Below are 25,189 nucleotides of genomic sequence, written 5' to 3'. Positions count from 1 at the left end.
TTCCTGTGTTCAAGCAATAAGCGCAACGCTACCTTCGAAGCGTAAAAATACTTCATTTGCAGTATCATAACCAAATTTTCTAATTGGTCTATTGTTGATTTCCTTCTCGACCCTTTTTATTTCCCTGTTATCAATTTTATTAAAGTCAGTTTTCTTCGGAAAAAATAGTCTGATTACGCCGTTTCTGTTTTCAATTGTCCCCTTGTCCTGAGAGGTATATGGCCTCGTAAAATATGTCTTTACATTTAATGCTTTTGCAATCTCCTCATGTTGGGAAAACGCCAGATCATTGTCAAAAGTCATTGTTTTTATTGGCGGATATCTTTTCATTCTTTTGATGAGTTTTTTGGTGATTTTGTTTGCATCTTTCCCTGTCAACTTGTCTATAGTGGTTTTTAATGTTGCCCTGTCCACAGTAACTAATAGAGCTGATTTATGCCCCTTACCCATCACCAGATCAACCTCTATATCTCCAAATCTAATTCGTTTTTCAACAATCTTAGGGCGTTTTTCAATAGGTACCCGATTAGGAATCCTGTCTCTGGTATGCTTGTAGTTTCCCCGCTTCCTTCTTCTATGCCCATGTTTCAGCTGTTTATGCAGGTCTTTAAAAGGCCTATCTTCAGCCTTATTTGTGTGCTTACACTGCCAGATAAATTGGTAAATAGTTTCATGGCTAACACCTGACACACCCTCCTTTTTCCACTGGGCTGATGCCAGTTCAGGACTGTATCGCCGGTCTACCATCCAGGTTTTCAATTGGAGCTTCAAATCTAAAGTAAATTTATGACGCTTAGGTTTGAGTCGATGCCGCTCCCTCGTTTTGTGCTCTGCTTTCTCTGCATTATACACTTTTGCTCCAATACCTCTCTGAGGCATATTTCTCTTCAATTCTCTACTAATGGTGCTCTTATGAACCCCAATAATGTCCGCTATCTTAGACTGCAAATATCCTTGCTCATGCAACGCGGCAATTGTGTATCTTTGCTCTAGGGAGAGCTGATTGTATTTCTTTGTCATGTCGTAATAACAAAGGTAATTTTTTCGGCTCTACCCGCCCGGGGTTCCATTCAGCTTCGGCTACGCCTCCGCTACACTTCACCCCGGGCGGGTAACAACCCTGTTGCACTTATCATTTGAACTTGCGATTTCTGCAATTTCCAATAGTCTATTGAAGGGCCCATTCGTCAAAAATTCCGGCGCTTCTTTTAGTTTGTGCAAGTTTCTGATCGCATATAGCCATTTGTTCAGATTTGTAGCGTCTTGTAAAATATTTGGCCCAATCAATCGCTCAAATTTAGGCAATTCTATATAAATAAAACTTAATTTTTCATAGATGACTTTTTTATTCTCTATATCACAGAGTTGTACAATGTACTTGAATTTATCGGGAAGGCTACCTTCGATATCAAAATCCAGTATTCCTATAAAAATAAGAGGTTTTTGCATAAAATCCCATCTTGAGAAAGGCTCTTTCCCTTTGGGGGCATTTTCCTGAATCCGGGCACTGGCATAATAGACCGATCTGTCCAAAAAATGCTGCTGTTTAATGCGCTGAATCTCGACGATAAACTCTCTATTTTGGTCGTCTTCGCATAGCAAATCAAATACAGAAGTCCGCTGATATTTATACTTTCCGATGGATTCCTTATCCAGATAGGTGATTTTTTGAATATTTCTGGTTCCCCCGAGTACGTCATTCAAAAAGTTGATGGCCAGTTCTTGAACTTTTAGTACTGATTTTAGCCCGTAATCCGTCAGAAGATTTATATAAACTGACTCATTGCCGTCAAGTACTGGAGCAGATTGCTCTTTTTGGGTGTTTTTTTGTTTCATTTTATTTTTTTGTAGACGTAAGAAGTGCGGGGTTTGAAAAGGCGCACCATATATCTTCGCCTGGTTAAAATTTAGAGCTGCTTATATTTTATAGTAACTATATTCATTGTGTGGCAATCCTGATTCAACAGGGGGCTATTCGCTTTTAATACAGATACCGGCCGTGCGGCCTCCCTGTTTGGGGAAGCATCATGGTTGTTTTAAAACTGCGTCAACTACCTGGTAAATAGGATGATTTTTTCTTTCATATTTGTACGCATATGCTGGCAACTAACCTGCTTTATTGCTCAAATGCCCAAGCCTGGACGCGTCTCTTTAAAAGCAAAATTGTCCGCTGAAATGTATACGCCCCTGGGGTTTAATGGCAAAAAATCTGCAGGTACCCTTATAAATACCATATAGTAAAAATAAAACAATTTTCAATAATACAAATGTCCGCAATCCACATGGGGCGCGGGTTTTACTGCCAAAAAGGGGTATTTTATGCAACAAATTTTTTGAGGATGGGGGCTTGAAAAATATTAGCTTCTTATGGTATTGACATATTAGAAAATACACATAGAGTTTTTATTTTGAGTATTTTCCTGTTTTTTATCTAAAATGGGGTTATTTATACCACTCATTTTGAAGTGAAGGCTTGCAGGACTGTTTTAAGTGAGCTACAACTAAAAACAAGCCTTCCATTCATCATAAGTTTTGGGACGGATAGGGAAGACGCTTGATTTTTTTTACGCTTTAATAAAACCGAAGCTCAGACGTTCAGCAGATCTAGGTTGATATTATTCCTACATAAAAAGCCTCCATCACCGCTTAGATGATGGAGGCTTTTGTAAACTAAGATATGTCTATTTGCTACACCGCTTGAGGTTTCTCTACCAGGTCATAATCGTCCATTCTGCTTTAAAATTATCACCCGGTTCCAAAGAAAGTATGCCTTCTTTTTCCTGCAGCTTACCGGTGCTTTTGACGCTGTCGGTAATACCCAGCCATGGCTCAATGCAGACAAAGTCTGCATCTTTGGCACTCCAGATTCCCATATATGGGAATCCTTTAAAATCTACCGTAAGTCCGTTTTCAGATTTTTCACTCTCCAGTTTAATGGAACTGGACTGCAAGGTTTTAAAAACAATGGCATCCTCGTAAAAGAGGGATTTTTTAAGCGGAAGCTCATCGGTGTTTTTAAGAAAGATCTCCGGATCCTCGGCCAGCAGACCTTCGCCTGTCAGCGGATAGCGGGCCGTATTTTCAAATTCATTAAAGCTTAGTACATAATCCTCATAGGTGGTGCCTTTTACCAGGGGTACCTTAAAGGCCGGATGTGCGCCTATGGAAAACCAGATGGTTTTCTCATCCTGGTTCAACACCTCATACTGAATATGGATTCTATTTTCATCGATACGGTAATGAATCCTGAGCTCAAAATAAAACGGATAATTAGCCAGTGTCTCGGCCGTTTGCTGAAGGGAGAACGTGATGTCTGTATCCGTCTTGCCGGTTACCGTAAATTCCATATCCCGGGCAAAGCCGTGACGGGATAGCTTATAGGTCTGGTTATTATATTCATACTGGCCGCCTTTCAGGCTGCCTACGATGGGGAATAACACCGGGCTGTGCTTGCCCCAGAAAGCGGGATCTCCGCTCCACATATAATCCAGGCCGGTTTGTTTATTAAAAATCTTTTGAAGTTCTGCTCCCTTAGGCGCTATGGTAATTTCTAATTGTTCGTTCTGTAAGGTATACATAAATGGATTTATTCGTCAGCAACTTTTTCATCTTCCAGATTGGCCAGCATCCTGGTACTCCTTTTTTGCATCGGGTTGGCATGGTTTTCATCAAAGAACTGTCTTTCTCTGATCACATCCACGCATTTATAGAGTGCGGCTAAAAAGGATTCGTATTTAGCAATGCCTTTGCCTGCAATATCAAAGGCGGTTCCGTGATCCGGACTGGTCCTGACGATCGGAAGCCCTGCTGTAAAGTTCACCCCTTCACCGGTGGCCAGGGATTTAAAGGGAATCAGACCCTGATCGTGATACATGGCAAGGACCGCATCAAATTGCTGGTAGGAACCCCGGGCAAAAAAGGCATCTGCGCTGTAAGGTCCGAAGGCAAGAATGCCTTTTTGTTTGGCTTCCTTAATGGCCGGTTCAATGATTTTTTGCTCTTCATCGCCAATCAGGCCTTCATCACCCGCATGAGGGTTCAGCCCTAAAACGGCTATCTTGGGTTTATTAATATTAAAATCTCTTTGTAGGGAGCTTTGCATAATAGCCAGCTTGTCCAAAATGGCCTTCACCGTAATATGGGCGGCTACCTCACCAATAGGGATGTGCTCCGTTACCACGGCTACCCGCATATTTTCAGCGACCATCATCATTACCACGTCAGACTGCTCAAAGCTGTCTCTCAGGTATGGGGTATGTCCGCTATAATGAAAACTGTCAGATTGTATGGTTTTTTTATGAATGGGGGCGGTTACCAGACCCTGGATCTTCCCGGACTTTAAATCGTTTACTGCGGCCTCCAAGGACAAAAAGGCATATTTACCTGCCTCCGGTTCCAGCTGTCCCGGATGAATAGCCACCTCTTCCTCCCAGCAATTCATTAAATTGGCTTGCTTAAAGTTGAGTTTGCCATCTTCTCTGATAATGGAAAACTGAAAATTATTATCCCGGATGGATTTTCTATAAAAGTTCAGACACTTACTGTTGGCATAGATAATAGGGGTGCAAACCTCCAGTATTCTATTGTCACTCAGCGATTTAATAATGACTTCCAAGCCGATGCCATTCAGGTCACCGCAACTTAATCCGATAACAGGCCTTGATAGTTCCTGACTCATTCAAAATTGTTTTTACCCTGTAAATGTACCACTTTTCAGGAAGTTTTTAGATCTGTAAGTAACATTTGGCTACAGCAAGTCGTTAAAGTATGGAACGGATACCTCCCTTTAAGCCAAAAGAGTATGCAGGCAAAGGCAATAGGTCCCGTAAAATAAAATTTTTGTAGCTGAGAGTGTTAAATCTGTAGATGGGCAGCTACAGCCTGTAATTTTTGGCTCAGTTTTACGTTCTAGTACATTGTATGAGGGTGTAAGCGTATTTCAATTGAAATTTGGAAATTTAAATTGATATATAAAATTTGGTAAATACAAAACGTATTGACTATCTGTGACATTTAGACCTGGCAGCTGTTTTTGTGAACCAGCAATGAACGCATATCAAAATCTGCTAAAACCCATTCAAGTAAATGGTCACCGGGTAGGTCAGAACATCTGCCTGATATAATAGGTAAGCGCTGCGTATTTATACTTAAAATGAACTGTTTTGCAACTAAGTGTAATTATTGTAAATTATAATGTCCGGTATTTTCTGGCACATTGTCTGGCCTCCGTTGCCAATGCTACCCAGGGAATGGAAGCAGAGGTGATTGTGGTAGATAACTGTTCCTGTGATGGCAGTCTGGATTACCTGAAGGAAAAATTTCCGGAGGTGCATTTTATTGCCAATACCGAAAATACAGGCTTTGCCAAAGCCAATAACCTGGCCCTGGCCCAGTCCAGTGGCGATTTTGTATTATACCTGAACCCAGATACCCTGGTCTCGGATAGTGCGATCCAGCGCTGCCTTGCCTTTTTTGAACACAATAGTGAAGTAGGGGCCCTGGGGGTAAAAATGGTGGATGGCAGCGGCAGGTTCCTGCCGGAAAGTAAAAGAGCATTCCCTTCTCCATTGGTTTCGTTTTATAAACTCTGCGGTCTGTCCAAACTCTTTCCCGGCTCCCGGCTATTCGGGAAGTACTCTTTAGGATATCTGAATGAGAATCTGATTCATGAGGTCGAAGTGCTGGCCGGCGCCTTTATGATGGCCAGAAGAGATTTATTAAAAGCCAGTAAAGGTTTTGACGAAAGGTATTTTATGTATGGCGAGGACATTGACCTGAGCTACTGCCTCAAACAGACCGGTTATAAGAACTATTACCTGGGCAATGTATCCATCATCCATTTTAAAGGAGAAAGTGCCCAAAAAGGTAGCGTTCATCACCTGAAGAACTTCTACAAAGCGATGATTCTTTTTGTAGACAAATACTACAGAGGTTGGGCAGGTATAGTTTACAGGGGCTTTTTAAAGACGGCCATTGCAGGCAGGTACCTGATGAGTGTGATTAGCAGCCTTGGTAAATCTGCCCGTCGCAAATTTGGAGCCGCCGCGCCTGCCGACCGCAGTCAGTATGTCAGCATAGAATTATTAGGGGACGCATGCAGCGCCAAGCAGGCGGGCCATATCTGGAAAAAATATGCGCCCGGCGCCTTTATCCATTACACACCGGCCAAAGGAGCCCTTATGGCGACACCGCTGGAAAAAAATGAAAACCGTGCCTGGGTTCTTTGTGTGGGCCCTGAGTTTAATTATGATGCGGCTATACTTTTTTTACAAAAACATGCCCCGGTAAAGCATGTCTACTGGCATTACCTGAATTTTGATTCCATGATCAGCTCCTGTGACAAAAAAGGACTGGGAGAAGTGCTGGTAGGTTAAGTACTACAAGAATGGCTAGCCCTTACGCGTAGCCCTGTCAAATACCCTCAGATAATTACCGCCGCCGATTTTGGCGATATCCCTTTGTTTATATCCAGCCTTAAGCAGTCCGTTGACTATTTTATAGTAAAATCCTTTGTCAGATGGTTGCGTTGACCAGAGACTATTGGTGGTAGGAGGCTCCCCGTGTGGCGCCTGCCTGCCCAAAGCGGCCTGATTTTCTTTTTTATTCTCTTCTTTTTTAGCCTCCTCTTTTTTCGTACTTTCTTTTTTAGCCTCCTCTTTTTTCGTACTTTCTTTTTTAGCGTCTTTTTCTGGGGCTCCCCACCAGCTGCCTTCTTTATTGGGCGACTGATAGGCAGGGGTAAGCTTGGTATCCGTGCCGATCGCCACATGGTCAATGCCTGCGACATCCACCATGGCTTGGATATTGCCGGCCATCTGGGCCGGATCTGAAGCCAGGTGCGTCCAGACACCGATTACGCCACCCGCGCCGGCTACCCTTTTGGCCAGTTCAGCGCTGATGAGCCTGGGGCGCATCATGCGGGCCATATTGGGATCGTCGCCAAGGCGGGTATTGAGCCCCGTGTGGCTGATAATAACGGGTTTTTGGGCGATTTTCAGCGCGCCATTTACCGTATTGTCGTCGCAGTGCGACAGGTCTACCAGGATGCCCAGACGCTCACATTCTTTGATAGCGGCGGCGCCGAATGCGGTAAGACCACCCCATCTGGGACTTTCGGTAAAGATGTCTCCCAGCGGGGTAGAAGCGTCATGGTCATGTAAAAGTCCCAGGTGACGCAGTCCCCTGTCATAGGCCACCTGCATCCTTTCTATTTTGCCTTCCAGAAAATGACCGCCTTCTACAGACTGTATGACAGTAGGTCGACCGGCTTTATGAGCCATCTGAATATCTCCTAGGTTCAGACTTCTGCTCATGTTATTATCTGTCAGGACCCGGTCCATGGCGTCCAGCCCTGTCAGAAAACGCTCATAGGCCTGGCCTTCATAGGTCAGCCTGACATAATCTACGGCAAAAGTCATACAGATGGCAGAAAGCCCGGAAGCGGTTAAGGAAGCCGCTAAAGGAACCGACGGTCCCGGCAGCTCTGTTTGGATTAAAGGTACGTCAATATGATTATGGGTATCAATACCAATCGTTCGCCGGACAATAGCGTCCAGATCGTCCGAGGGGAAATAAAAAGCCTTTGCCAGTATAGGAGAGAGCACCGTGCCCAGACCCATAGCCACCGTGGTGCTTAAAAAACTTCTTCTGCTCCAGCGCTGGTCTGCCGTATGTAGATTATTTTTGGTATTGGAGGCCATATCCATTGAATGATGATTGTATAGGGGGGAAGATACCCCGCCTTTCAAAGATAAGCGCCGGATTTATTGCAAGGAGATGACCTGAGAAATTTATAAAAATATTATTGAGCGTCGAAATACCTTTTTAAATGGGCAAAGCTGCTGTCCATGGAAGGACCGAGGATTTTTTCATTCAGTATGGCACCCACTCTTTCCCAGGGGTACCAATCCAGATGCTGGGTATAATGCCAGCGGACCAGCGTACCTGGCGTATTTTTATCTTGAGAAAGCTGCCAGCCGCAGATCTGATCATTGGAACGGCCACCCTGCCAGGTGGACTCGATATAATAAGCACTGTCATGGGTAATGGTAATTTTACTGTTGCCCACCTGCACGGCGGCGCCGGGCCCGGCGCTGTTGGCTGTCAGCCGCCGCACGGGGTGCGTGCTGTCAAAGAGCCACTGTTTCCAGTGCTGAATGTCATGCAACATGGCATATACGCTGTCCACCGGCTGATTAAAGGAGGCGGAGCGGATAACCGTTACCTGGGAAGGGAATAACAGACCGATACCGGTTATCAGTAAAAACAGGCTGCCTATGCTGAATACGGCTAATTTTAAATACTTCATGCAAATGATATAATAAACAATAAATTTTACCCCCGGAATTTCAGTAAAGTTACTAGGCTCCGGTCAAATAACCTTTTCCGGCAGCTGGTAAGCCTTATTCCCATTTAAATACCTTGATGGCTATGGCGTACACAATGACACCCCAGATCAGTAAATTGACAATATCAGGCCAGCAGCTGATCAGACTGGCTCCCTCAAAAGAAATATCCCGCATGGCGTTATTAAAATGCGTTAAAGGCAGTATATTACAAAGTGGCTGCAGCCATTTTGGAAAATTCTCAATCGGGAAAAAAGTACCCGCCAACAGGAACTGTGGCAGCGTGAATATATTGGCGAAAGGCGGAATCGTACTCTCACTTTTAGACAGACCGCTTACAATAAATCCACAGCCCATAAAGACAATCAGAGAGATAAAGCTAAGGATCATAATTTCTATAAAAGTGATCCAGCCATGTACCAGGGTAAACTTAAAGCAGATGACACCGATAAGGATAATCACGATGGCAGCCAGCAACTGAAAGACGACGCGGCTGAGGGCCTCTCCCAGGATAATAAAGGTTCGGCTGATCGGTGTGGCAAAAAATCTTTTTAAGACCAGTTGCTGCCGCAGGTTAAAAAACAAAAAAGCCACTCCGAAGATACCGGCACTCAGCAGGGAGAACCCCAGCTGTCCAGGCAAAATAAAATCAATGGTGCGGTAGGTTCTGCCGGGCAGTTTTTCTACCTGCTCGCTGACGCCTACGATGGCTTCGGCATGCGGATAATAGTTTTTATTCAGCTGATCTGCCTGCGCATTTAAATAGGACTGCAATACTTCCACGGAGGAAGGGTTTACGGCGGAGGAAGTGGTGAGTTTGATCAGATAGGAAGGGTTTTGCTGGCCGGTTTTCTGTATATCAACAATGGCCGTAATACGGCCTTTTTCCAGATCTTCACTGAGCGCCTCGCCATGTTCATTTTTGATGCGGATACCGGGAGCGGTTTTCAGCGCCTGGTAGACCTCACCGGTCGTATCTGCGCCGCTGTGGATGGCGATATTGATCCTGGGCCCCGAGCCGTTGCCCAAAAAGGCAAAAGCCAGGATAAATACCAGCGGAAAACCGATACTGAAAATGACCGTGGAAGGGGAGCGCAAAGAAGATTTAAAAGAACCTCTTGCAATGGCCAGCATCGCTTTTACCTGACTGTATTTATGGGTTGTCATAGAATGATCCGACTTTTTTTATATACGTTTTAAACAGAATAAGCCTCCTGCATAAAAACTATTTCAATTTGAAAGGTGCATCCGTCTGCTGGCTGATAATCAGTTGCTTGTATTTTTTATAAGCTCCATATTACCCGGGCAGGCAGCTTTCAGCGCCCCGCAAAGGTAATAACCAGGACCGGGAAATCTTACAACAGACGGTAAAACAAATGGAAAACCCTGTCAGCGCGGCTCTTTTTGAAGGAACTTATCTGACAGGGTCTGACCTGTGCTTTATTTATGTATTTGGCAACCAGTGTTTTATAAATAACTGGCTGCCGCAACTGCCGCTTTTTTACCGCACCTGCAGTTCATAGGGCAGTCTGGTCTGCGGTTCATTCATCATCGCCTTCAGCTGACGGGTCTGATGGATAAAATCAGTCAGTTCAGTAGAGATGCCTGCGGCTTTGAGCTTCATGTCGATATCTTCTTTTTGATTCTCATCACTATTTAACAGCTGACTTAAAATGGATTGTCTGACCGGATAGCTGCTGACGCGGTAAGAGATGCTGTGCGCCTGTTTAGCGGCATAGTCAATAGCGTCCTGAAGTCCTCCGATGGCGTCCACCAGGCCGATTTGTTTGGCATGCAGCCCGGTCCAGACATGTCCCTGGCCGATGGAGTCAATATATGCCCTGGAGGTATCTCTGCCCTGGGCCACCCGGCTGGTAAAGCTGTAATAAACACTGTCTACGGAGGCCTGCATCCAGTTTTTTTCTACATCCGTCAACGGGCGGGCGATGGATCCCAGGTCGGCATGAGGACCGGTTTTAACGGCGTCAAAGGTAATGCCCAGTTTGTTTTTAAGAAAGCCAGACGCGTCTCCCATGATGGAGAAAACGCCGATGGAGCCGGTAATGGTAGTAGGCTCGGCAAAAATATAATCGGCACCGCAGGAGATATAATAGCCGCCGGAAGCTGCCATATTACCCATACTGATGACCACGGGTTTAACTTTTTTCGTGAGCTGGATTTCCCGCCAGATCAGATCGCTGGCCAGGGCACTGCCGCCCGGTGAATTCACCCGGATAACCAGGGCCTTCACAGAGCTGTCGCTGCGGATATCACGAATCATACTGACATATTTTTCCCCCTGGATCCCATCCTTGTCGCTGCCGGAAGTGATATCCCCCTGGGCATAAAGCACCGCAATGCGGTCTTTACCGGAATAATCCTTATAATCAGCTGCCTTATTATATTTATCCAGACTCACCAGGTTCAGGTCCTCAGACGTGGATGTGCCGGTTAGTTTTCTGAGTTCCGCCTCCACCTGATCTGCATACTCCAGGCCGTCTACCATATGATATTTCAGTGCGTCATGGGCTGTACGGATTGTAGCCTCGTCCGCCAGCATATGCAAAGAATCCGGGTCCAGGCCGCGGCTTTCGGCAATGCCGGTTAACAGCTGCCCATATATCTCACCGAGCCAGATGGAAGTCTGCTGCCGGTTGGCATCACTCATATCGGTTCTGCGAAAAGGCTCCGTAGCGCTTTTAAATTTACCGGCATAGAAGATTTCCGGATGAATATCCAGCTTATCCAGTAAGCCTTTATAATACATGGTCTGCGCCACCATGCCGCTCCAGTCAATGCCGCCCTCGGGGCTGACATAGACCTTGTCAGCCGCACTGGACACAAAATAAGCGGACTGTGTCATGGTGGGGCTGAAAGCAATGACTTTTTTCCCGCTCTTTTTAAATGCCTCGATGGCCCGGCGCAGTTCCTGGCTGGCGGCAAAGCCGTTGGTGTTTTCACTTCCCTTAATATAAAGTGCTTTAATATGCGGGTCGTCGCCTGCATAACGGATCATGCTGAGTACTTCGTATAAATTCGGGGGGGAATAAGTCAGGTTGCTGGTGTTTAGGCTTAGAGAGAGGCTGGGCTGTTCAAAGTCCTTCACCTCTTTGGAGAGGTCTAAGACTAAAACAGATCTGTCCTTTATGGACACTTCTGATTTATGGCTGGCCATAGACACAATACCGACACCAATCAGGATCAACAGAAAACCACATACCAACATGGAAATAAAAACGGCAACAAATAACTTCAGAAATTTGACCATATCATAAATTAATGGAGCTGCCCGACCCTCTTGCAACAAATAATTGTGGCAATTAAGGCTGAGTGCTTGTATTTTTGTCTCAATTTAATATTTAAGGGTAGCCATATATAGATAACATCTATACAGGGCTACCCCAAAGTTAGGCCATTCCACCGGAACAGACCTATAGGCTAAAAAATAATATATGAATCACGCATATTTGCTGATAGGCGGTAATTTAGGAAAGATTAAAGAAAATCTGCAAAACGCAAGAGAGCTGATCGGTCAAAAAGTCGGCGCGGTCAGCAAAGCCTCTTCCCTGTACCAGACCGCGGCCTGGGGGCTGGAAGAGCAGCCGGATTTTATCAACCAGGTACTGCTGGTTGACTCTGAGTTGCCCGCGGCCGATATGCTCATCACCATGCTGGATATTGAGCAGGTACTGGGCCGCGTGCGGGAGATGAAAAACGGGCCCCGGTTAATAGATATTGACCTGTTGTTTTATAATGACGAAGTCATCCACTTAACCCGTCCTGATTTAACGGTGCCGCATCCGCTGCTGCATACCCGCAATTTCACCCTGTATCCGCTCGCAGAAATAGCCCCGGATTTTGTGCATCCGGTACTGCATAAAAAGATCCGTACTTTATTGCAGCAGAGTCCGGACGCTTTACCGGTAAAAAAGCTGTAGGGCAACAGCATAAAGTCTTTAATGCAGAAAACCCTATAAAGAGCGCCGGTTTTAAAAGAAACCAAGGCTCTTTATAGGGTTTTAAGTATCATTCCAATTTCAGGTTGAAAGGCGCTCTGTTAACTCCAGAGTTCTTTATCTTTTTGTTCCAGCTCTCTGGCGGCACGTTTAGAGACAAAGACGCCGATTTCATAGAGTGCCATCAGTGGAATAAAGACCAGGGTCTGGCTGATCCAGTCCGGGCTGGGGGTGATAAAAGCGGCTACAATTAAGATAATGACAATTGCATAACGACGCTTTTCCTTCAAAAAAGTAGGGGTGATCAGTCCGATGCGGGTAAATACATAGGCAAATATAGGTAATTCAAATGCCAGCCCGCAACCCAGTACAATATTGCAGAGATTATTGAGGTAATCATTTAAAGTCGGGCGCGTGGTCATCATCGGTAAATCACTGATCTGAAAACCGGCCAGGAAGTTAAAGGTAAAGGGCCCCAGTACAAAGTATCCGAAGGCGGCTCCCAGAAAAAAGAACAGCGATACCCAAAAGATGGCGGCACCGGTATTTTTTAGCTCGCTTTCTTTCAGGGCCGGCTTGACAAAGCGCCAGAATTCCCAGAATATATACGGGAAGGCCACGATAAAGCCTCCGATAAAGGCAATGGTGAAGGTTCCCAGAAACTGTCCGCCAAAGGTTGTAGACTGCATATCCACCACAACCGGGTCCATGCACAGGCTGCTGACATGCGTCCATTCGGCCAGTTTACAAAAGGCCTTATAACTGATAAAATCAGGGTTGATCGGACCTGCAATGACATTGGCAAAGAACCAGCCATGGTAATAAAAGATGACCACTGCCAGTATGAGGATGGCCACCAGGGAACGCAATATATGCCACCTGAGTTCTTCCAGATGATCAATAAAGGCCATTTCTGCCTGAGAACCATTACTTCTACGCTTAAAAAACCTTTGTATCATGAATTGATTTAAATCTTTGAGCAGCAAATGTACTTATCAATTGCTTAGTATAAGCGGTTTTTCCGCCGTAAAATTAAGAACCAATGGTTAAAACCATTTTCCCGAACTTGGAACCTGCCTCACTCATGCGTTCCATGGCTTTGCCGGCCTCCTGCAGGGTAAATACCTCATCGATAACCGGTTTTACCTGGTGCTGCTGAATAAAGCTGAGCATCGCTTCAAAATCGCGGGGAGAACCCATGGTGGTGCCCAGGACGCTGATCTGCTTCCAGAAAATCGGCCGCCCGTTCAGTGGGGGAATATTGCCTGCCGTGCCGCCGAAAAAGGCGATCCTGGCCCCCCAGCCGGCAAGCGTTACCAGATCGGCGAAGCCGTCTCCCAGCGCACTGTCAATAATGACATCAAAACTGCCGGCCTCGGCCAGTAAGGCCTTTGCCCAACCCGACTCTTTATAATTAGCGCCACCCCGGGCGCCCATATTAACGGCCCTTTGGATCTTCTCGGCGCTGCCGGAAGTAACCCATACTTCTGCGCCTGCCGCCAGTGCGTACTGCAGCGCAAAAGTGCCGGCGCCGCCGCCCACACCGCTGATTAATACTTTATCCCCTTTTTGCCAGCCTGCCCGGACAAATAATGCCCGGTAGGCGGTAAGGCCGGCTACCGGGAAGGCAGCCGCCTGGGTAAAATCCAGATAAGCGGGTTTAGGATACAGCATATCAGCCTTAACCTTTACAAACTCCGCATAACAACCGTTTACCGGTAGGCCGAGTATCTGAAAATCTTTATTTTGATGAGCCTCTGACGTTCCCCAGCCGGCAGCGGGATAGATCATCACTTCCTGGCCAATCCAGCTTTGCGGCAGCCCGGCGCCTACGGATTGTACGATACCGCTGCCGTCAGAACCCAGTATAATCGGAAATTTTAAACCTGCGTACTGTCCTTTATAGATCCACCAGTCCCTTTTATTCATGCCGGCCGCCCGGAGCGCAACGAGCGCCTCATCCGCTTCCAGTTCAGGCACCGGCACTTCTGACAGCGTCAGCGGAGCTTCAATGCCATTTAATACGATCGCTTTCATGCGCAAAATTTAGATTCCAAATGTAAAAAATAAACCTGAGACAGGGAACATAATAAAGGCGCAGCCGCCTTTATTAAGGATTGGTTAAAGATTGGGGCAGGATAAAAAGGAGGCTGCCTGTCAGAACAGGGTCAAGGATCGCCGGATCTGCGCTTTAGTGGGGGCAGCCGGGCGTAAAACGGTTAATTTAAATCATCACCGCTTCACGCTTCCGGCAGGGGATGCGCCTGATAGTATTTACAGGCCGGGCGGATGCCACATATCGCGCATTTAGGTTTACGGGCCACACATACATACCTTCCATGCAGGATCAGCCAGTGGTGTGCTTTGTGTATCAGCTCTTTAGGGAAATGCTGAATGAGTTGTTTTTCTGCCGCCAGGGGGGTAGTGGCTTTTAGGGTCAGGCCAATGCGGCCGGCCACCCTGAACACATGGGTATCCACCGCCATATTGGGTTGCTGATCCACAACGGAGGTAATGACATTGGCTGTTTTGCGACCCACACCGGGCAGCTTTACCAGCTGATCCACCGTCATGGGTATTTCACCATTGAAATCTTCCACCAGCATCCTTGCCATACCAATTAAATGGCGGGTTTTATTGTTGGGATAAGATATACTTCTGATTAACGGGAAAAGGCTGTCAAAATCTGCCTTCGCCAGTGCCTGGGCAGTAGGGTATCTGTGAAAAATGGCCGGTGTCGTTAGATTCACTCTTTTATCCGTACACTGCGCCGAGAGGATGACGGCTACCAGGAGTTGGTAGGGGTTGTCATACAGCAGTTCTGTCTCGGCATCCGGGGCATGCTGCTTAAAATAATCAATTACAAACTGATAGCGTTGCTTGCGGGTCATAATTAGTATCGTCCTTTTCTTTTTCCGTTGCGCCGCCTTTTAATTTTGTTGTGGCATAGTTCAGAATATTATTCAGCGTCTCGGGACAGGGGCAAAATAAGCTTAATTGTTCAATTAAATCCAAAAACTGCTGCTGCGCTTCAAATAAAGAGGGTTTGTCCGAACGGTTAATGGCAGGAAGGATAGGGCAGATGCTTGCTTTAACCGTCTGATTATTATGACCTGACTGTTTTTTGCCTGTCGCAGAACCCGTAGCACTCATTAAATGCGAAGAGAATAAAGAAGTGTAAAGTTTAGCCATACCTAGCGATTTGTTGTTAACTCAAAACGCTAAAACAGTGCCGATATTGTTTATTTTGTAGCTGAAAAACTACAAAAATACTATAAAATTTTCCGGGTGTGGTCGTAAAAAATAGGGAGATAAACCTTGAAAAGGTCACTGTCAGGGTGTTTTAGGGCTTAGGAGCCGGCGCCACGGAGTCTACAATGAAAATCTCTTCATTATCCTTTTTCATGAAAAAATGTTCACGTGCATATCTTTGAATGGCATTATTACTGGACTCCAGCGCGTTTAATTCCTTGTTGGTTTTTTCTATTTCCTGCTGATAAAATGCCTTGCTCTGATGCAGGGTATTCACTTCCTTGGCTCTGTCAATCTGCACAAAAATATCATTGCGGTCATAAAAGATAATCAGCACCAGAAATACCAGTACGGCGATGATATACTTGTTTTTAAGATACGATAATATTTTATAGGTTTTCTGCATACAAATAATTGAATACTCGTGAGGCAAAGTAACACTATTTTTTTCGAGTATACAAAGCCCCGAACATAGAAACCTGATTTTGTGCAAATCCTGTCACCACTTTTTGCAGCAGGAGCTCCATACCGCTGTTTAAAGCGATATAACGGCTGACCTGTTCATTTTCTTTTTCAAATACAGAACAGGTCATATACAGAAAATAGCCCCCAGGTCTGAGCCTGGACCAGGCCTTGCGTACGATGGCGGTCTGTTTTTGGTAATAGTCTTCCAGGCTCTGCTCTTCAAAAGACTGGATCTGCTCCGGATTACGCGCCCAGGTGCCGGAGCCGGAGCAGGGGGCGTCACAGACAATCAGATCAAAATCTCCCTGGAAGGGCAGTGGGCCGGGGCGTGTAAGATCCACCACCTGCTGGTGATAACCTGTGATGGCTGCTGCTTTGAACCGGGTTTCCAGGTTTTTTAAAATCCCGGGCCGGATATCGGTGGCCATTAATTTAACGGGAAGCTGAAGGGCAGTAGCCAGGTCTTTTACCAGTATGGACTTACCGCCGCTGGCAGCGCAGCAGTCCCATATTTTTAGGGGGCCGCGTCCGGCTCCGCCTTTTAATTTTTGAACGCTTAATTCTTTTAAGGCCAGCTCCATGAACTGCGACATCTGCTGGGAGCTGCTGTCCTGGATGACTACTTCCCGGTTGATGGCCAGGTACTGATCAGTGGGCGTGGCAGCTGGGACCGAAATACAGGTCCCGCTCAGCTGCCTGTAAGGGACGGCTGCCGCTAAGAGTTTTTCCGTAATGGCTTCCATTTGAATACCGGTCTCTACTCTGACCCTTAGAAAAACATCCACCTGATGCAGTAACCGGTAAGCGATAGCGGTCTTGTCCAGCCCCTTGGATACTGCTGCCTGAAAGGGAAAGAGGCGTTTTTCTTCCAGGTCGGTATACCGTGTTTTTACCAGGGCAAAACGGTCTTCAGGCTCCGTAAGCTCCTGATGCTTTTTGGATTTACTTACAGCATCGCCGCTATATAAATCTGTTATAAATTCCGGCAGTGCTATATTTTCTGTTATAAAACAACTGATGTCCAGAGCCACATTCAAGGGGACCTGTTGTTGTAAAACCTGGATATTTTTGCCCAGCCTGAAATAACTGTACAGCAGTTTTGTAATATATTTTCTATCCTTGGAGCCATGTTTTTTATGGGCCGCAAAATATTTTTTCAAAAATAAATGCAGCGGCTCCTTGTGGTCGTAGGACTGAAGCAGGAGGGCTGCCGTCTGTTTATGACGATCTATGATTTTGGGTATATCCATGGATAGGTTGTGTCTGTTTAATTGGGCAGGACTGCTCGTTAACCGGAGTGCCCCGGTCTTAAATCAGCTTCGGATTGCCTGTCCGGGCTGTCCGAAGCAGCTTTCGAAAGCGTACTGTTAGGAGGAGCTGGCGCTGTTAAAGCCGCCTGACGCTGCTCACTGCGGTGCTTCTCTTTAAGCGTTTCAATACTTAAATCCAGTTCATAGCCGATTAACAGCACAAAAGAATTGATAAAAAACAGCATCATAATGACCAGCACCGATCCGATCGTGCCGTAAAACTTACTGTAATTGGAAAAGTTCTGCGCCCAGAAAGAGAATAAAGAAGTGCTGGTGATTAACAGGCCGGTGGCAATGACCGAACCCAGGGAAAACAGTTTTTTTCTCTTATGTTTATCCAGGGTAGGGGCGTATTTATAAATAACCGATATGCTGAAAAAGAAAAGCGCAACAATGACTATCCACCTGAGGTTGCGAATCAGGCTCTGCACCCGCTCATTATGGATATGCAGGAGCGCCATGATGCGGTGAAAGAACATGCCCTGTCCCATGGAGATGATCATGGTGCCCAGGAACATTAAAAACAAAATCATGGTCAGGCGCATGGCTCTGAGCCGCTTTTTGATAAAATTCGTCTGAGCCCTTTGCTTTAAGGATCGGTCAAAGGTTCTGATAATGCCCATCATGGCATTGGAAGAGAAAAAGATCGCAAAAATAAAGCCCAGCGATAAAAGCCCGTTCTTAGTCTTGCTGAAAATATCTTCCAGAAATTTGAGCATCAGCGCCCGGGCGCCTACATTGGGGGTCAGGCTAAGGACCAGCTGCTGCAATTCTCTGTAAAACATGGAGGAATTAGCCAGATAGGGGATCAGGGTACAGATAAATAAAAGGCAGGCCGGAATCGCGATCAGCAGATTAAAAGAGATGGCGCCCGCCCGGACATTTAAGCCTTCTTTATTGACCTGGTCGACAAAAAGTTTGACGACTTCATAGAAATTAACGGAAGGCGCACCCGGTACCCGAACGGCTTTCAGCCATTTTTTGAGTAGCCTGAGCGGCCCAGAGTTTAATATTTTGGTTTCCAGTGGTGTCAAAAATAAGTGACTTGTAGGGTTGGCAGGATGGGAAAGCAGTGGTGCGGCAGGTTTTAAGCCCTGTCAGTTATGCCGTCCCGGGTCTTGCTTTATTTAATATTTTTTTTGTCCAGCGCATCATGAAACTGCTGCGCCAGTTGTAAATGCGTTGTATAATCCTTACTAAAGTTATGATAACCGCCAAAATCAGGCTTCGCCACAAAATACATATAATCAGTTTTAGGGGCATTCAGCACGGCCTCAATCGTTACGCTGTCCGGTGTACAGATAGGCCCTGGCGGCAGTCCCTTGTTGATATAGGTATTGTAAGGAGATTGAACTTTAAGGTCCTGGTTTACAATACGTTTAAGTTCAAAATTCCTGAGCGCGTATTTAATGGTAGGATCTGCGCCCAGTGCCATGCCGGCTCTCAGCCTGTTTAAGTACACACTGGCAATGGTATCTTTTTCACTGTCTTTCATGGTTTCATCCTCTACGATGGAGGCAAGCGTGGTCGCCTGGTCGGGCGTAAGCCCCAGGGCGGCAGCCCTGGCAACGCGGTTGTTTCTTTCCCAGAACGCTTTTTTGGCAGCTGCAAAGATGGTTAAGACCTGCCCCGTGGTATATTCCCATTTGAGGTTATAAGTGCCCGGGATCAGTAAGGTATTCAGGGTAAACGTATCCACGCCGAACTGTCTGAGTGAATCGTTACTACTCAGGTACATGTAGGTGGAGGCGGAGTCCGTCATGAGGTTTTTACCCATCATGGCTGCCAGCCCTTCTCTGGTTCTGACACGTTTGATGGTAAAATGAACGGAGTCCTGATGATTGGCTTTCAGTATTTTAATAAGGCCATAGACGCTGGTGCCTTTAGGGACCGTCAGCCTTCCCGGCGTCAGGTTATGATAGGCTTTCATTTTAGGGGCCAGAAATTCAAAGACTTTGACATTGTCAATGATTTTGCCGGTGGCTAGCTGCTGGGTCACCTGCAGGGCCGGATCTCCCCCTCCCGGGCGGATAAACAGATGCTTTTGCGGCCCGTTGAAGGTCGTATTGCGGGCAAAGGTCAGATAGGCGCCTATAATCAGCCCAACGATGATAATAAAAGTAAAAATCCTCCCGATTATTTTCATGGTATATGTTTAGTTGTTACCCTGTCATCCTTCAAGGGCCGTGCCATCTGCAAATTAACGAAAAAATCCCCGCCTATAAAAGACGGGGACTGAATATTGTATGAATTAGCTAACCGCTTATTTAGCAGGTGCCTCAGCAGGCTGGCTGGCAGGCGCCTCAGCGGGCGTCGCACTTTGAGCAGGTGCCTGAGCGGGCTGCGCGGTCTGTGTTTTTACATTGGTGTTTAACTGATCCAGCGCACCGCCGCCGCTGTGTGAACCGGTAAACAGTACGACAGAGAACAGGCACATCAGACCAATGATCAGGGCAAACAGCCAGGTTCCTTTTTCCAGGACATTATTGGTTTTCTTTACCCCCATAATCTGGTTACTGAAACCACCGATGGAACCGGAAAGTCCGCCACCTTCTGGGTTTTGAATCAGTACAAAAAAGGCCAGAACGATAGAAACGATGATGACCAGTATAAAGAACAGTAAAGCCATAAATTATGTTTAAATTATTGTAATAAATCTATTTTGGACGCAAAATAAGTGGATTTCTCGGGATATAACAAACTTAATTTTTGATAAACATCCCGTGCCTGCTCTGTTTTGCCTTGACTGACAAGGACTTCGGCCATTGACTCGGTGAAGATTGGCTCATTTTTTAAGGAAGAAGCCGCCTTTTGGGCCGCCTGGGCCTCTTCTTCCGGCGTGGTATTGAGCTGCGGTACGCCGGCATTCGTAGGAGATTGTTTCATCTCCTTGAGCCAGTCGGTAAATTTTCGTACTTTTTTACCCAGACCGTCTCCCTCCAGGCTTTTGAGAACGGCAATTCCCTGGGAGGCAAAATAATCTGTTTTATATAGGGGGTCCCTTTCTACTTCCAGCCGGGCATCGCTGGAGACCGGTTTTTTAAAAGCTGCCAGCTGTTGGCTGAGTACCTGGCTGAGCCGTCCGTTGTCGCTGTCGGAAGCCAGTTCTGTATCTGTATGTGTATCTGCTGCTGCTTCTGAACCCTGGGTATCTGCCTGAGCATTACTGGCGACCGGCGCTGCTGCCGCCTTTTCTGCCGGTTCAATAGTTAGTCCTTCTTCCCCGGTAGCCGCAGTAGCCGAACCTGTCGCAGCTACTTCAGCGCTGAGGCCGGACTGCTGATTTGGCTGTTGGATGGTCCCGGTCTTGATGGGCGGTGCCGGTTCACTTTTAGCGGTAGCAGGAATCGCCCCGACTTCAGGTTTTTCTACCCGGTCTGATTGGAGCAGGTAGTCCAGCCATCTGATATCATTAAAATGCAGGGCAGCGGCCTGCCTGCTTTTTTGTAAAGCTTCCTGCTTACTTTTACTGTCGGTACCGGCGGGCGGCTGTGCTTTGGACAAAAAGTAATACCCCAGATTAAAAGCCGGATATTGCCGGGTCAGGGCTTCCCAGTGGCCGGGTGGGGTATCTGCCAGACCCGCTTTGCCGGTAAGTTGCGCTATTAATTCTTTTTCTGCTTGCATAGGCTTTAGGTTATGGAAATCGTCCATCTGAAGGCCGGTAGAGATTTCAAATATAATCAATCAGGCCGAGAAGACCCCAGAGGAAGACTACCAGTTGGAGAATACCTTATTGAACATGGCGTCCGGAATATCTTTGAGAATCTGAGTCATCAAAGAAGCCTCTGCCTGGGCCAGCGACAGATTGGCACTAAAATCAAAGGTACTGCTCACATCATATTCATGGGTTTCATGTTTGGTGTTATCAATCAGGGTCATGTGCACGCCGACCGTCAGTCGGTTCAGGCTGGCCTGGTTGGAACTGCTGACCCCGGAGGTGGTCACATCGTATTGTCTGATGACGCTGTTGATGACATAATCGGCATTCATGTCGTCTATACGCTTCAGTTTGGTCTGGCTATTGACTTTTTTAACAAATGCATCTGTCAGCTGGGCACTCAGACTGGGGTTGATATAGTGGGCTTTATTTTCAATAAAGCCGATCCGTACGGTTTTAACTTCCGGCGGTATGCTGACATCGTTAAATGTGTAAATGCCGCAAGAGCTGGCCGTGAACATAAAACATATAAATAATAGCCATAATGCATGGCGTCTACTCTGCATGTACAAAACGGTTTAGTGGACGAATATAGAGCGAAAATAATGAACTGAATCCTTTCTTGTACACATTATTTTCTCTACCTTCACGAAATTAATCAATTAATAACTAAAAATTTCGCATGAACAAACGTGTTATTGCAGGGGCTATGGCCGCTATGACGCTGGGCTTTTTTGCCTGCCACCAGGCACCTAAGGACAGTTATACAATAAATGGGGATATTACCGGACTGAAGGACTCAATGATATATTTCAGAACCAGCGCGGGAGATTCCATGGTTGTAGACTCTGCAAAGGTGACAGCAGGTAAATTCACCTTTACCGGCAAGGCGGAAGAGCCTAAAATGGCTTCTATTTATCTGCAAGACAGAAGAGGAGGTTTTAATCTATATGTAGAGAATGCCGCCATCTCCATCAAAGGGAATGTCGATTCGCTGAGCACGGTCAGAATCACCGGTTCTCCTACACAGGAGCAGTGGGATAAATTCCAGGCAGACTTAAAGCCGCTCAACGATCAGGAAGATACCCTGTTTCAGCAGTATCAGACTGCCCGCATGAAAAACGATACCGCTGCCGTGGCAGCTATTGAAAAGCAGGCCAACGATCTGAACGATAAAAGAGAGGCTGCTTCTAAAAAATTCATTCAGGCAAACCCTAAAAGTTATATCAGCTTAAATCTGTTAAGAAGTCTGGTGTATTCCACTGAATATGCAGATCTGAATAAAATGTTTACCGGTCTGGATACCGCTATTCAGCATTCCGCTACCGGCGCTAAAATCAGCGAGCAGTTAGATAAGATGAAAGCTACCGCTATTGGTGAACCTGCTATTGATTTTACCGCAAATGATGTGAACGGTAACCCTGTCAGCCTGTCTTCTTTTAAAGGTAAATATGTACTGGTAGATTTCTGGGCCAGCTGGTGCGGTCCCTGCCGTGCAGAAAACCCGAATGTGGTCAAAGCCTTTAATAAATACAAGGATAAAAACTTTACCATCCTGGGCGTGTCTTTGGATGAAGATGCGTCTAAATGGAAAGAAGCCATTGATCATGACAAACTCGCCTGGACACAGGTCTCTGATCTGAAAGGCTGGAAATCTGAACCTGCCGGCAAGTATGGTGTCAGAGCGATCCCTGCTAACTTCCTGTTGGATCAGGATGGCAAGATCATCGGCCATAATTTAAGAGGTGAGGATCTGGAAGCCAAACTGGCTGAGATCTTAAAATAAACGGTTACAGGCACAGCTTTAGTATGATAAAAAAGCAGCAGAAAAAACGGTTTAACGCCGGGTTTTCTGCTGCTTTTTTTAAGTTGGATACACCTGAAATTTTCTTAAAGAACGATTTTAGCTGACGGGGATAAAGAACAGCTTTACGGTATTTAACGCTGCAATTTAAGCATGATATAAGCCAGGGGCGGACAGATGATAGCCAGATAGCGGTAACAAAGACTGCTGGTTTTGGATAGCTTTTTAGCCTGCAACTGCTGGTCGATCATTTTAAAGGAAGAAAATATCATCATGACCACCAAAGGTAAAACCAGCAGCAACAGGATTTCACGTAATCCAATAATCATGGATTTAAGTTGGATAAAATAAAGTAAAACTGCTATTCAAAAATAAGAAAAATTTTTGATCGGAGTCCCTGAAAACTGAAAATATTCAGTTGATTGCATGGGATACCTGGTGAGCAAACGGATCATTAAACTTTCCTTTTTTCTTAAAAATAAAATCCTGCAGTTTGTCCACCTCCATGGAATCCCTTTTGACAGTTACCGCATAGCAGAAGCTGTATTTGTTACTTTTGCGGAGTGGCCGCAGGCAGGGGGCTAAAGATTGGCCAACCATAAAATCTTCGTATCTTCGTTATATGTCAGTACTGAAACGCACATATCCATTAGGCATGCAGAGTTTTCGCATCATTCGTGAGGACGGAGCGGTCTATGTGGATAAGACAGAGTTAATTTACCAGATGATTCAAGCTGGAAGGTATAATTTTCTTAGCCGCCCCAGAAGGTTCGGCAAGAGTCTACTGGTAAGCACCCTGATGGAGCTGTTCAGTGGCAATAAAGCGCTCTTTGAAGGGCTCTGGATCTATGATCACTGGGACTGGAATACCCGCTATCCGGTCATCCGCCTTAGTTTTAATGATGTGTCTTATGAAGAGTTGGGGTTGAAAGAGGCGCTTAGTCAGGCGCTCGCAAAAAAGGCAAAGTCTTTAGATATAGAACTTTCGTTCACTAGTCTTAAGGACCGGTTTGCAGAATTGATTGAGGTGGCCGCTAAGAAATATGGGCAACAGGTGGTAATTTTAATTGATGAATATGACAAGCCGATTACCGACTATATAACCAAGCCGGAGATCATGGATCAGAACCGGTCTGTCATGAAGGAATTTTATTCGGTTTTAAAGGGTGATAGTGCTGACGATATTCGGTTCCTTTTTATTACCGGAATCACGCAGTATGCTAAGGTCAGTATATTCTCTGATCTCAATAATCTGGATAATATAAGTTTATCTAATCAGTTTAGTGCCATCGCCGGTATTACCCAGCAGGAATTGGAAAGTTATTTTGCTACAGAGATAGCCGAAATGATGCAGGATACACCTGATATCCTAGATCAAATTAAGACTTGGTACAATGGATATACCTGGGATATGCAAACCTGGGTCTATAATCCTTTTTCCTTGCTCCATTTTATGGCAAAACGGGAGTTCAAAGACTATTGGTATCAGTCTGGTACTCCAAGCTTTTTGGTGGCCTTACTTAAAAAAAATACATTCAGGGAAGTGGAGCATCTTGAGGCAGGAGAGCGAGCTTTGATGAACTTTGAAGTAGACCCGGGCAACTTAGCACCTATTTTGTTTCAGTCTGGCTACCTGACCATTAAGCATATTACCGAAGGGGGCGTTTATGAACTGGGCTATCCCAACCGGGAAGTCAAAGGGAATATGCTGGAAGCGATACTGAGCATCTACCGAGGGGTTAATCCTACGCAGTCCATACCATTATATGCAAATATTGCTGGTACGTTAAGAATTAGGGATATAAACGCATTTATAGCCGCTATTAATGCGTTATTTGCCGGCATAACCTATGAAGCCTGGAATGCGGACCAGGAGGCCATATTTAATGGTATTTTGCAAACTACCTTCACTTTGGTAGGCCTGGACGTAAAAGCTGAAGTGCATAGCGCTAAAGGCAGGTGCGATCTGCTGGTGGAAACAGCGGAGTATATTTATGTAATGGAACTTAAACTTGATGGCAATGCGCAGGACGCACTGAATCAAATTAAGGCAAAGGGCTATATGGAACCTTACTTAGAGTCTGCTGAACAACTGCCAAATTATATGTAAATTGAGGTTTCAGTGGATTTTTCATTAAAAAAGTGCAAGGTTTTATGCGTGGAAGTTATAAAAAGCGTGCACCATCTCCGGTTTATAGCAGTCCCAACCAGCTAAGTTTCGAGGGTTTTGAGACCCCATTCGAGCAGCAGCTGGACTTGAATAACCGGTGGGTTTTCCTTGCCAGGAATATTCCCTGGGACCGGATCGTTGGTGTATACGATAAAGTATTCAGCTCTGCGGAAGGGAGAAAACCTCTCAGTGGGCGACTCGTCCTTGGCAGTCTAATGATCAAACA

The 25,189-nt window shown here is 45.8% G+C and carries 24 protein-coding genes and 1 pseudogene; 5 read left to right on the top strand and 20 right to left on the bottom strand.

Going from position 1 to position 25,189, the window contains the following annotated elements:
• Positions 1–9: 9 nt before the first annotated feature.
• From BLU80_RS18770 to pdxA, 4 genes are all read right to left on the bottom strand, one after another.
• A complete protein-coding gene (locus BLU80_RS18770; protein ID WP_091396361.1) occupies positions 10–1,020 on the bottom strand; it encodes an IS30 family transposase in 1,011 nt (336 codons plus the stop codon).
• Positions 1,021–1,098: 78 nt separating this feature from the next.
• Positions 1,099–1,836, bottom strand: a complete 738-nt coding sequence (locus BLU80_RS18765) for an Rpn family recombination-promoting nuclease/putative transposase (RefSeq protein WP_091401436.1) — start codon at positions 1,834–1,836, stop codon at positions 1,099–1,101.
• Between the two features lie 872 nt (positions 1,837–2,708).
• On the bottom strand, positions 2,709–3,578 hold the full coding sequence (locus tag BLU80_RS18760; RefSeq protein ID WP_091401434.1) for an aldose 1-epimerase family protein: 870 nt from the start codon (positions 3,576–3,578) through the stop codon (positions 2,709–2,711).
• An 8-nt stretch (positions 3,579–3,586) separates the two neighbouring features.
• Positions 3,587–4,678: a 4-hydroxythreonine-4-phosphate dehydrogenase PdxA gene (pdxA, locus tag BLU80_RS18755; protein WP_091401432.1), complete on the bottom strand. Its 1,092-nt coding sequence runs from the start codon at positions 4,676–4,678 to the stop codon at positions 3,587–3,589.
• Between the two features lie 484 nt (positions 4,679–5,162).
• On the opposite strand from pdxA, the gene BLU80_RS18750 reads away from it, so the two are divergent.
• The gene (locus BLU80_RS18750) at positions 5,163–6,374 is read left to right on the top strand and encodes a glycosyltransferase family 2 protein (protein ID WP_091401430.1); all 1,212 of its coding nucleotides are present in this window, start codon (positions 5,163–5,165) and stop codon (positions 6,372–6,374) included.
• Between the two features lie 15 nt (positions 6,375–6,389).
• Here the strand turns inward: BLU80_RS18750 and BLU80_RS18745 are convergent, their stop codons facing one another.
• From BLU80_RS18745 to sppA, 4 genes are all read right to left on the bottom strand, one after another.
• On the bottom strand, positions 6,390–7,748 hold the full coding sequence (locus BLU80_RS18745; RefSeq protein ID WP_211481910.1) for a dipeptidase: 1,359 nt from the start codon (positions 7,746–7,748) through the stop codon (positions 6,390–6,392).
• A gap of 53 nt (positions 7,749–7,801) precedes the next feature.
• Complete coding sequence (locus tag BLU80_RS18740) at positions 7,802–8,308, bottom strand: SRPBCC family protein (RefSeq protein ID WP_091401428.1); 507 nt, start codon at positions 8,306–8,308, stop codon at positions 7,802–7,804.
• 94 nt (positions 8,309–8,402) lie between these two features.
• The gene (locus BLU80_RS18735; RefSeq protein ID WP_091401426.1) at positions 8,403–9,512 is read right to left on the bottom strand and encodes an ABC transporter permease; all 1,110 of its coding nucleotides are present in this window, start codon (positions 9,510–9,512) and stop codon (positions 8,403–8,405) included.
• A 334-nt stretch (positions 9,513–9,846) separates the two neighbouring features.
• On the bottom strand, positions 9,847–11,613 hold the full coding sequence (gene sppA / locus BLU80_RS18730) for a signal peptide peptidase SppA (protein ID WP_091401425.1): 1,767 nt from the start codon (positions 11,611–11,613) through the stop codon (positions 9,847–9,849).
• 184 nt (positions 11,614–11,797) lie between these two features.
• Here sppA and folK point away from each other — a divergent pair, with 184 nt between their 5' ends.
• On the top strand, positions 11,798–12,283 hold the full coding sequence (gene folK / locus BLU80_RS18725) for a 2-amino-4-hydroxy-6-hydroxymethyldihydropteridine diphosphokinase (RefSeq protein ID WP_091401423.1): 486 nt from the start codon (positions 11,798–11,800) through the stop codon (positions 12,281–12,283).
• Positions 12,284–12,402: 119 nt separating this feature from the next.
• On the opposite strand, the gene tatC is transcribed toward folK, so the two are convergent.
• The 11 genes from tatC to lptE form a co-directional block, all read right to left on the bottom strand.
• Positions 12,403–13,260, bottom strand: a complete 858-nt coding sequence (gene tatC, locus BLU80_RS18720) for a twin-arginine translocase subunit TatC (protein ID WP_091401421.1) — start codon at positions 13,258–13,260, stop codon at positions 12,403–12,405.
• Between the two features lie 73 nt (positions 13,261–13,333).
• Positions 13,334–14,338 (bottom strand): alcohol dehydrogenase catalytic domain-containing protein, encoded by a 1,005-nt coding sequence (locus tag BLU80_RS18715; protein ID WP_091401420.1) that lies wholly within the window; start codon positions 14,336–14,338, stop codon positions 13,334–13,336.
• A gap of 203 nt (positions 14,339–14,541) precedes the next feature.
• Positions 14,542–15,192 carry an endonuclease III gene (nth, locus tag BLU80_RS18710; protein WP_091401418.1) on the bottom strand — a complete coding sequence of 217 codons (651 nt, stop codon included), beginning with the start codon at positions 15,190–15,192 and terminating at the stop codon, positions 14,542–14,544.
• A complete protein-coding gene (locus BLU80_RS18705; RefSeq protein WP_091401417.1) occupies positions 15,158–15,493 on the bottom strand; it encodes a hypothetical protein in 336 nt (111 codons plus the stop codon). The genes nth and BLU80_RS18705 overlap by 35 nt, the downstream gene beginning before the upstream one ends.
• Before the next feature lie 151 nt (positions 15,494–15,644).
• Positions 15,645–15,959, bottom strand: a complete 315-nt coding sequence (locus tag BLU80_RS18700) for an FtsB family cell division protein (RefSeq protein ID WP_091401415.1) — start codon at positions 15,957–15,959, stop codon at positions 15,645–15,647.
• Between the two features lie 34 nt (positions 15,960–15,993).
• Positions 15,994–17,268 (bottom strand): RsmB/NOP family class I SAM-dependent RNA methyltransferase, encoded by a 1,275-nt coding sequence (locus BLU80_RS18695; protein ID WP_091401413.1) that lies wholly within the window; start codon positions 17,266–17,268, stop codon positions 15,994–15,996.
• A gap of 38 nt (positions 17,269–17,306) precedes the next feature.
• Positions 17,307–18,362, bottom strand: coding sequence for a YihY/virulence factor BrkB family protein (locus tag BLU80_RS18690; RefSeq protein WP_170831298.1), 1,056 nt, complete (start codon positions 18,360–18,362; stop codon positions 17,307–17,309).
• A gap of 89 nt (positions 18,363–18,451) precedes the next feature.
• Positions 18,452–19,474, bottom strand: a complete 1,023-nt coding sequence (gene mltG, locus BLU80_RS18685) for an endolytic transglycosylase MltG (protein ID WP_091401410.1) — start codon at positions 19,472–19,474, stop codon at positions 18,452–18,454.
• A 117-nt stretch (positions 19,475–19,591) separates the two neighbouring features.
• Positions 19,592–19,957 carry a preprotein translocase subunit SecG gene (gene secG / locus BLU80_RS18680; protein ID WP_091401408.1) on the bottom strand — a complete coding sequence of 122 codons (366 nt, stop codon included), beginning with the start codon at positions 19,955–19,957 and terminating at the stop codon, positions 19,592–19,594.
• A gap of 14 nt (positions 19,958–19,971) precedes the next feature.
• Positions 19,972–20,955, bottom strand: coding sequence for a hypothetical protein (locus tag BLU80_RS18675; RefSeq protein ID WP_139188212.1), 984 nt, complete (start codon positions 20,953–20,955; stop codon positions 19,972–19,974).
• Positions 20,956–21,042: 87 nt separating this feature from the next.
• Entirely contained in the window at positions 21,043–21,555 is a 513-nt protein-coding gene (lptE, locus tag BLU80_RS18670) for an LPS assembly lipoprotein LptE (protein ID WP_244519022.1), read from the bottom strand.
• A gap of 116 nt (positions 21,556–21,671) precedes the next feature.
• Here lptE and BLU80_RS18665 point away from each other — a divergent pair, with 116 nt between their 5' ends.
• On the top strand, positions 21,672–22,775 hold the full coding sequence (locus BLU80_RS18665; protein ID WP_091401405.1) for a TlpA disulfide reductase family protein: 1,104 nt from the start codon (positions 21,672–21,674) through the stop codon (positions 22,773–22,775).
• Between the two features lie 152 nt (positions 22,776–22,927).
• Here the strand turns inward: BLU80_RS18665 and BLU80_RS18660 are convergent, their stop codons facing one another.
• Entirely contained in the window at positions 22,928–23,122 is a 195-nt protein-coding gene (locus BLU80_RS18660; protein ID WP_091401403.1) for a hypothetical protein, read from the bottom strand.
• 326 nt (positions 23,123–23,448) lie between these two features.
• Between BLU80_RS18660 and BLU80_RS18655 the strand changes: the two genes are divergently transcribed.
• Positions 23,449–24,903, top strand: a complete 1,455-nt coding sequence (locus tag BLU80_RS18655; RefSeq protein ID WP_170831297.1) for an ATP-binding protein — start codon at positions 23,449–23,451, stop codon at positions 24,901–24,903.
• Positions 24,904–24,947: 44 nt separating this feature from the next.
• Positions 24,948–25,189, top strand: a pseudogene (locus BLU80_RS18650) (hypothetical protein); the annotation flags it as partial.

The organism is Arachidicoccus rhizosphaerae (genome assembly GCF_900107765.1).
Lineage (GTDB): Bacteria > Bacteroidota > Bacteroidia > Chitinophagales > Chitinophagaceae > Arachidicoccus > Arachidicoccus rhizosphaerae.
This window is presented reverse-complemented; position numbering and strand designations above follow the sequence as displayed.

Excerpts from the sequence above, each read along its gene's own strand:
- BLU80_RS18770 (WP_091396361.1), bottom strand. The coding sequence starts at position 1,020 with ATGACAAAGAAATACAATCAGCTCTCCCTAGAGCAAAGATACACAATT.
- BLU80_RS18765 (WP_091401436.1), bottom strand. The coding sequence starts at position 1,836 with ATGAAACAAAAAAACACCCAAAAAGAGCAATCTGCTCCAGTACTTGAC.
- BLU80_RS18760 (WP_091401434.1), bottom strand. The coding sequence starts at position 3,578 with ATGTATACCTTACAGAACGAACAATTAGAAATTACCATAGCGCCTAAG.
- pdxA (WP_091401432.1), bottom strand. The coding sequence starts at position 4,678 with ATGAGTCAGGAACTATCAAGGCCTGTTATCGGATTAAGTTGCGGTGAC.
- BLU80_RS18740 (WP_091401428.1), bottom strand. The coding sequence starts at position 8,308 with ATGAAGTATTTAAAATTAGCCGTATTCAGCATAGGCAGCCTGTTTTTA.
- BLU80_RS18735 (WP_091401426.1), bottom strand. The coding sequence starts at position 9,512 with ATGACAACCCATAAATACAGTCAGGTAAAAGCGATGCTGGCCATTGCA.
- sppA (WP_091401425.1), bottom strand. The coding sequence starts at position 11,613 with ATGGTCAAATTTCTGAAGTTATTTGTTGCCGTTTTTATTTCCATGTTG.
- folK (WP_091401423.1), top strand. The coding sequence starts at position 11,798 with ATGAATCACGCATATTTGCTGATAGGCGGTAATTTAGGAAAGATTAAA.
- tatC (WP_091401421.1), bottom strand. The coding sequence starts at position 13,260 with ATGATACAAAGGTTTTTTAAGCGTAGAAGTAATGGTTCTCAGGCAGAA.
- BLU80_RS18715 (WP_091401420.1), bottom strand. The coding sequence starts at position 14,338 with ATGAAAGCGATCGTATTAAATGGCATTGAAGCTCCGCTGACGCTGTCA.
- nth (WP_091401418.1), bottom strand. The coding sequence starts at position 15,192 with ATGACCCGCAAGCAACGCTATCAGTTTGTAATTGATTATTTTAAGCAG.
- BLU80_RS18705 (WP_091401417.1), bottom strand. The coding sequence starts at position 15,493 with ATGGCTAAACTTTACACTTCTTTATTCTCTTCGCATTTAATGAGTGCT.
- BLU80_RS18700 (WP_091401415.1), bottom strand. The coding sequence starts at position 15,959 with ATGCAGAAAACCTATAAAATATTATCGTATCTTAAAAACAAGTATATC.
- BLU80_RS18695 (WP_091401413.1), bottom strand. The coding sequence starts at position 17,268 with ATGGATATACCCAAAATCATAGATCGTCATAAACAGACGGCAGCCCTC.
- mltG (WP_091401410.1), bottom strand. The coding sequence starts at position 19,474 with ATGAAAATAATCGGGAGGATTTTTACTTTTATTATCATCGTTGGGCTG.
- secG (WP_091401408.1), bottom strand. The coding sequence starts at position 19,957 with ATGGCTTTACTGTTCTTTATACTGGTCATCATCGTTTCTATCGTTCTG.
- BLU80_RS18675 (WP_139188212.1), bottom strand. The coding sequence starts at position 20,955 with ATGCAAGCAGAAAAAGAATTAATAGCGCAACTTACCGGCAAAGCGGGT.
- lptE (WP_244519022.1), bottom strand. The coding sequence starts at position 21,555 with ATGCAGAGTAGACGCCATGCATTATGGCTATTATTTATATGTTTTATG.
- BLU80_RS18665 (WP_091401405.1), top strand. The coding sequence starts at position 21,672 with ATGAACAAACGTGTTATTGCAGGGGCTATGGCCGCTATGACGCTGGGC.
- BLU80_RS18660 (WP_091401403.1), bottom strand. The coding sequence starts at position 23,122 with ATGATTATTGGATTACGTGAAATCCTGTTGCTGCTGGTTTTACCTTTG.
- BLU80_RS18655 (WP_170831297.1), top strand. The coding sequence starts at position 23,449 with ATGCAGAGTTTTCGCATCATTCGTGAGGACGGAGCGGTCTATGTGGAT.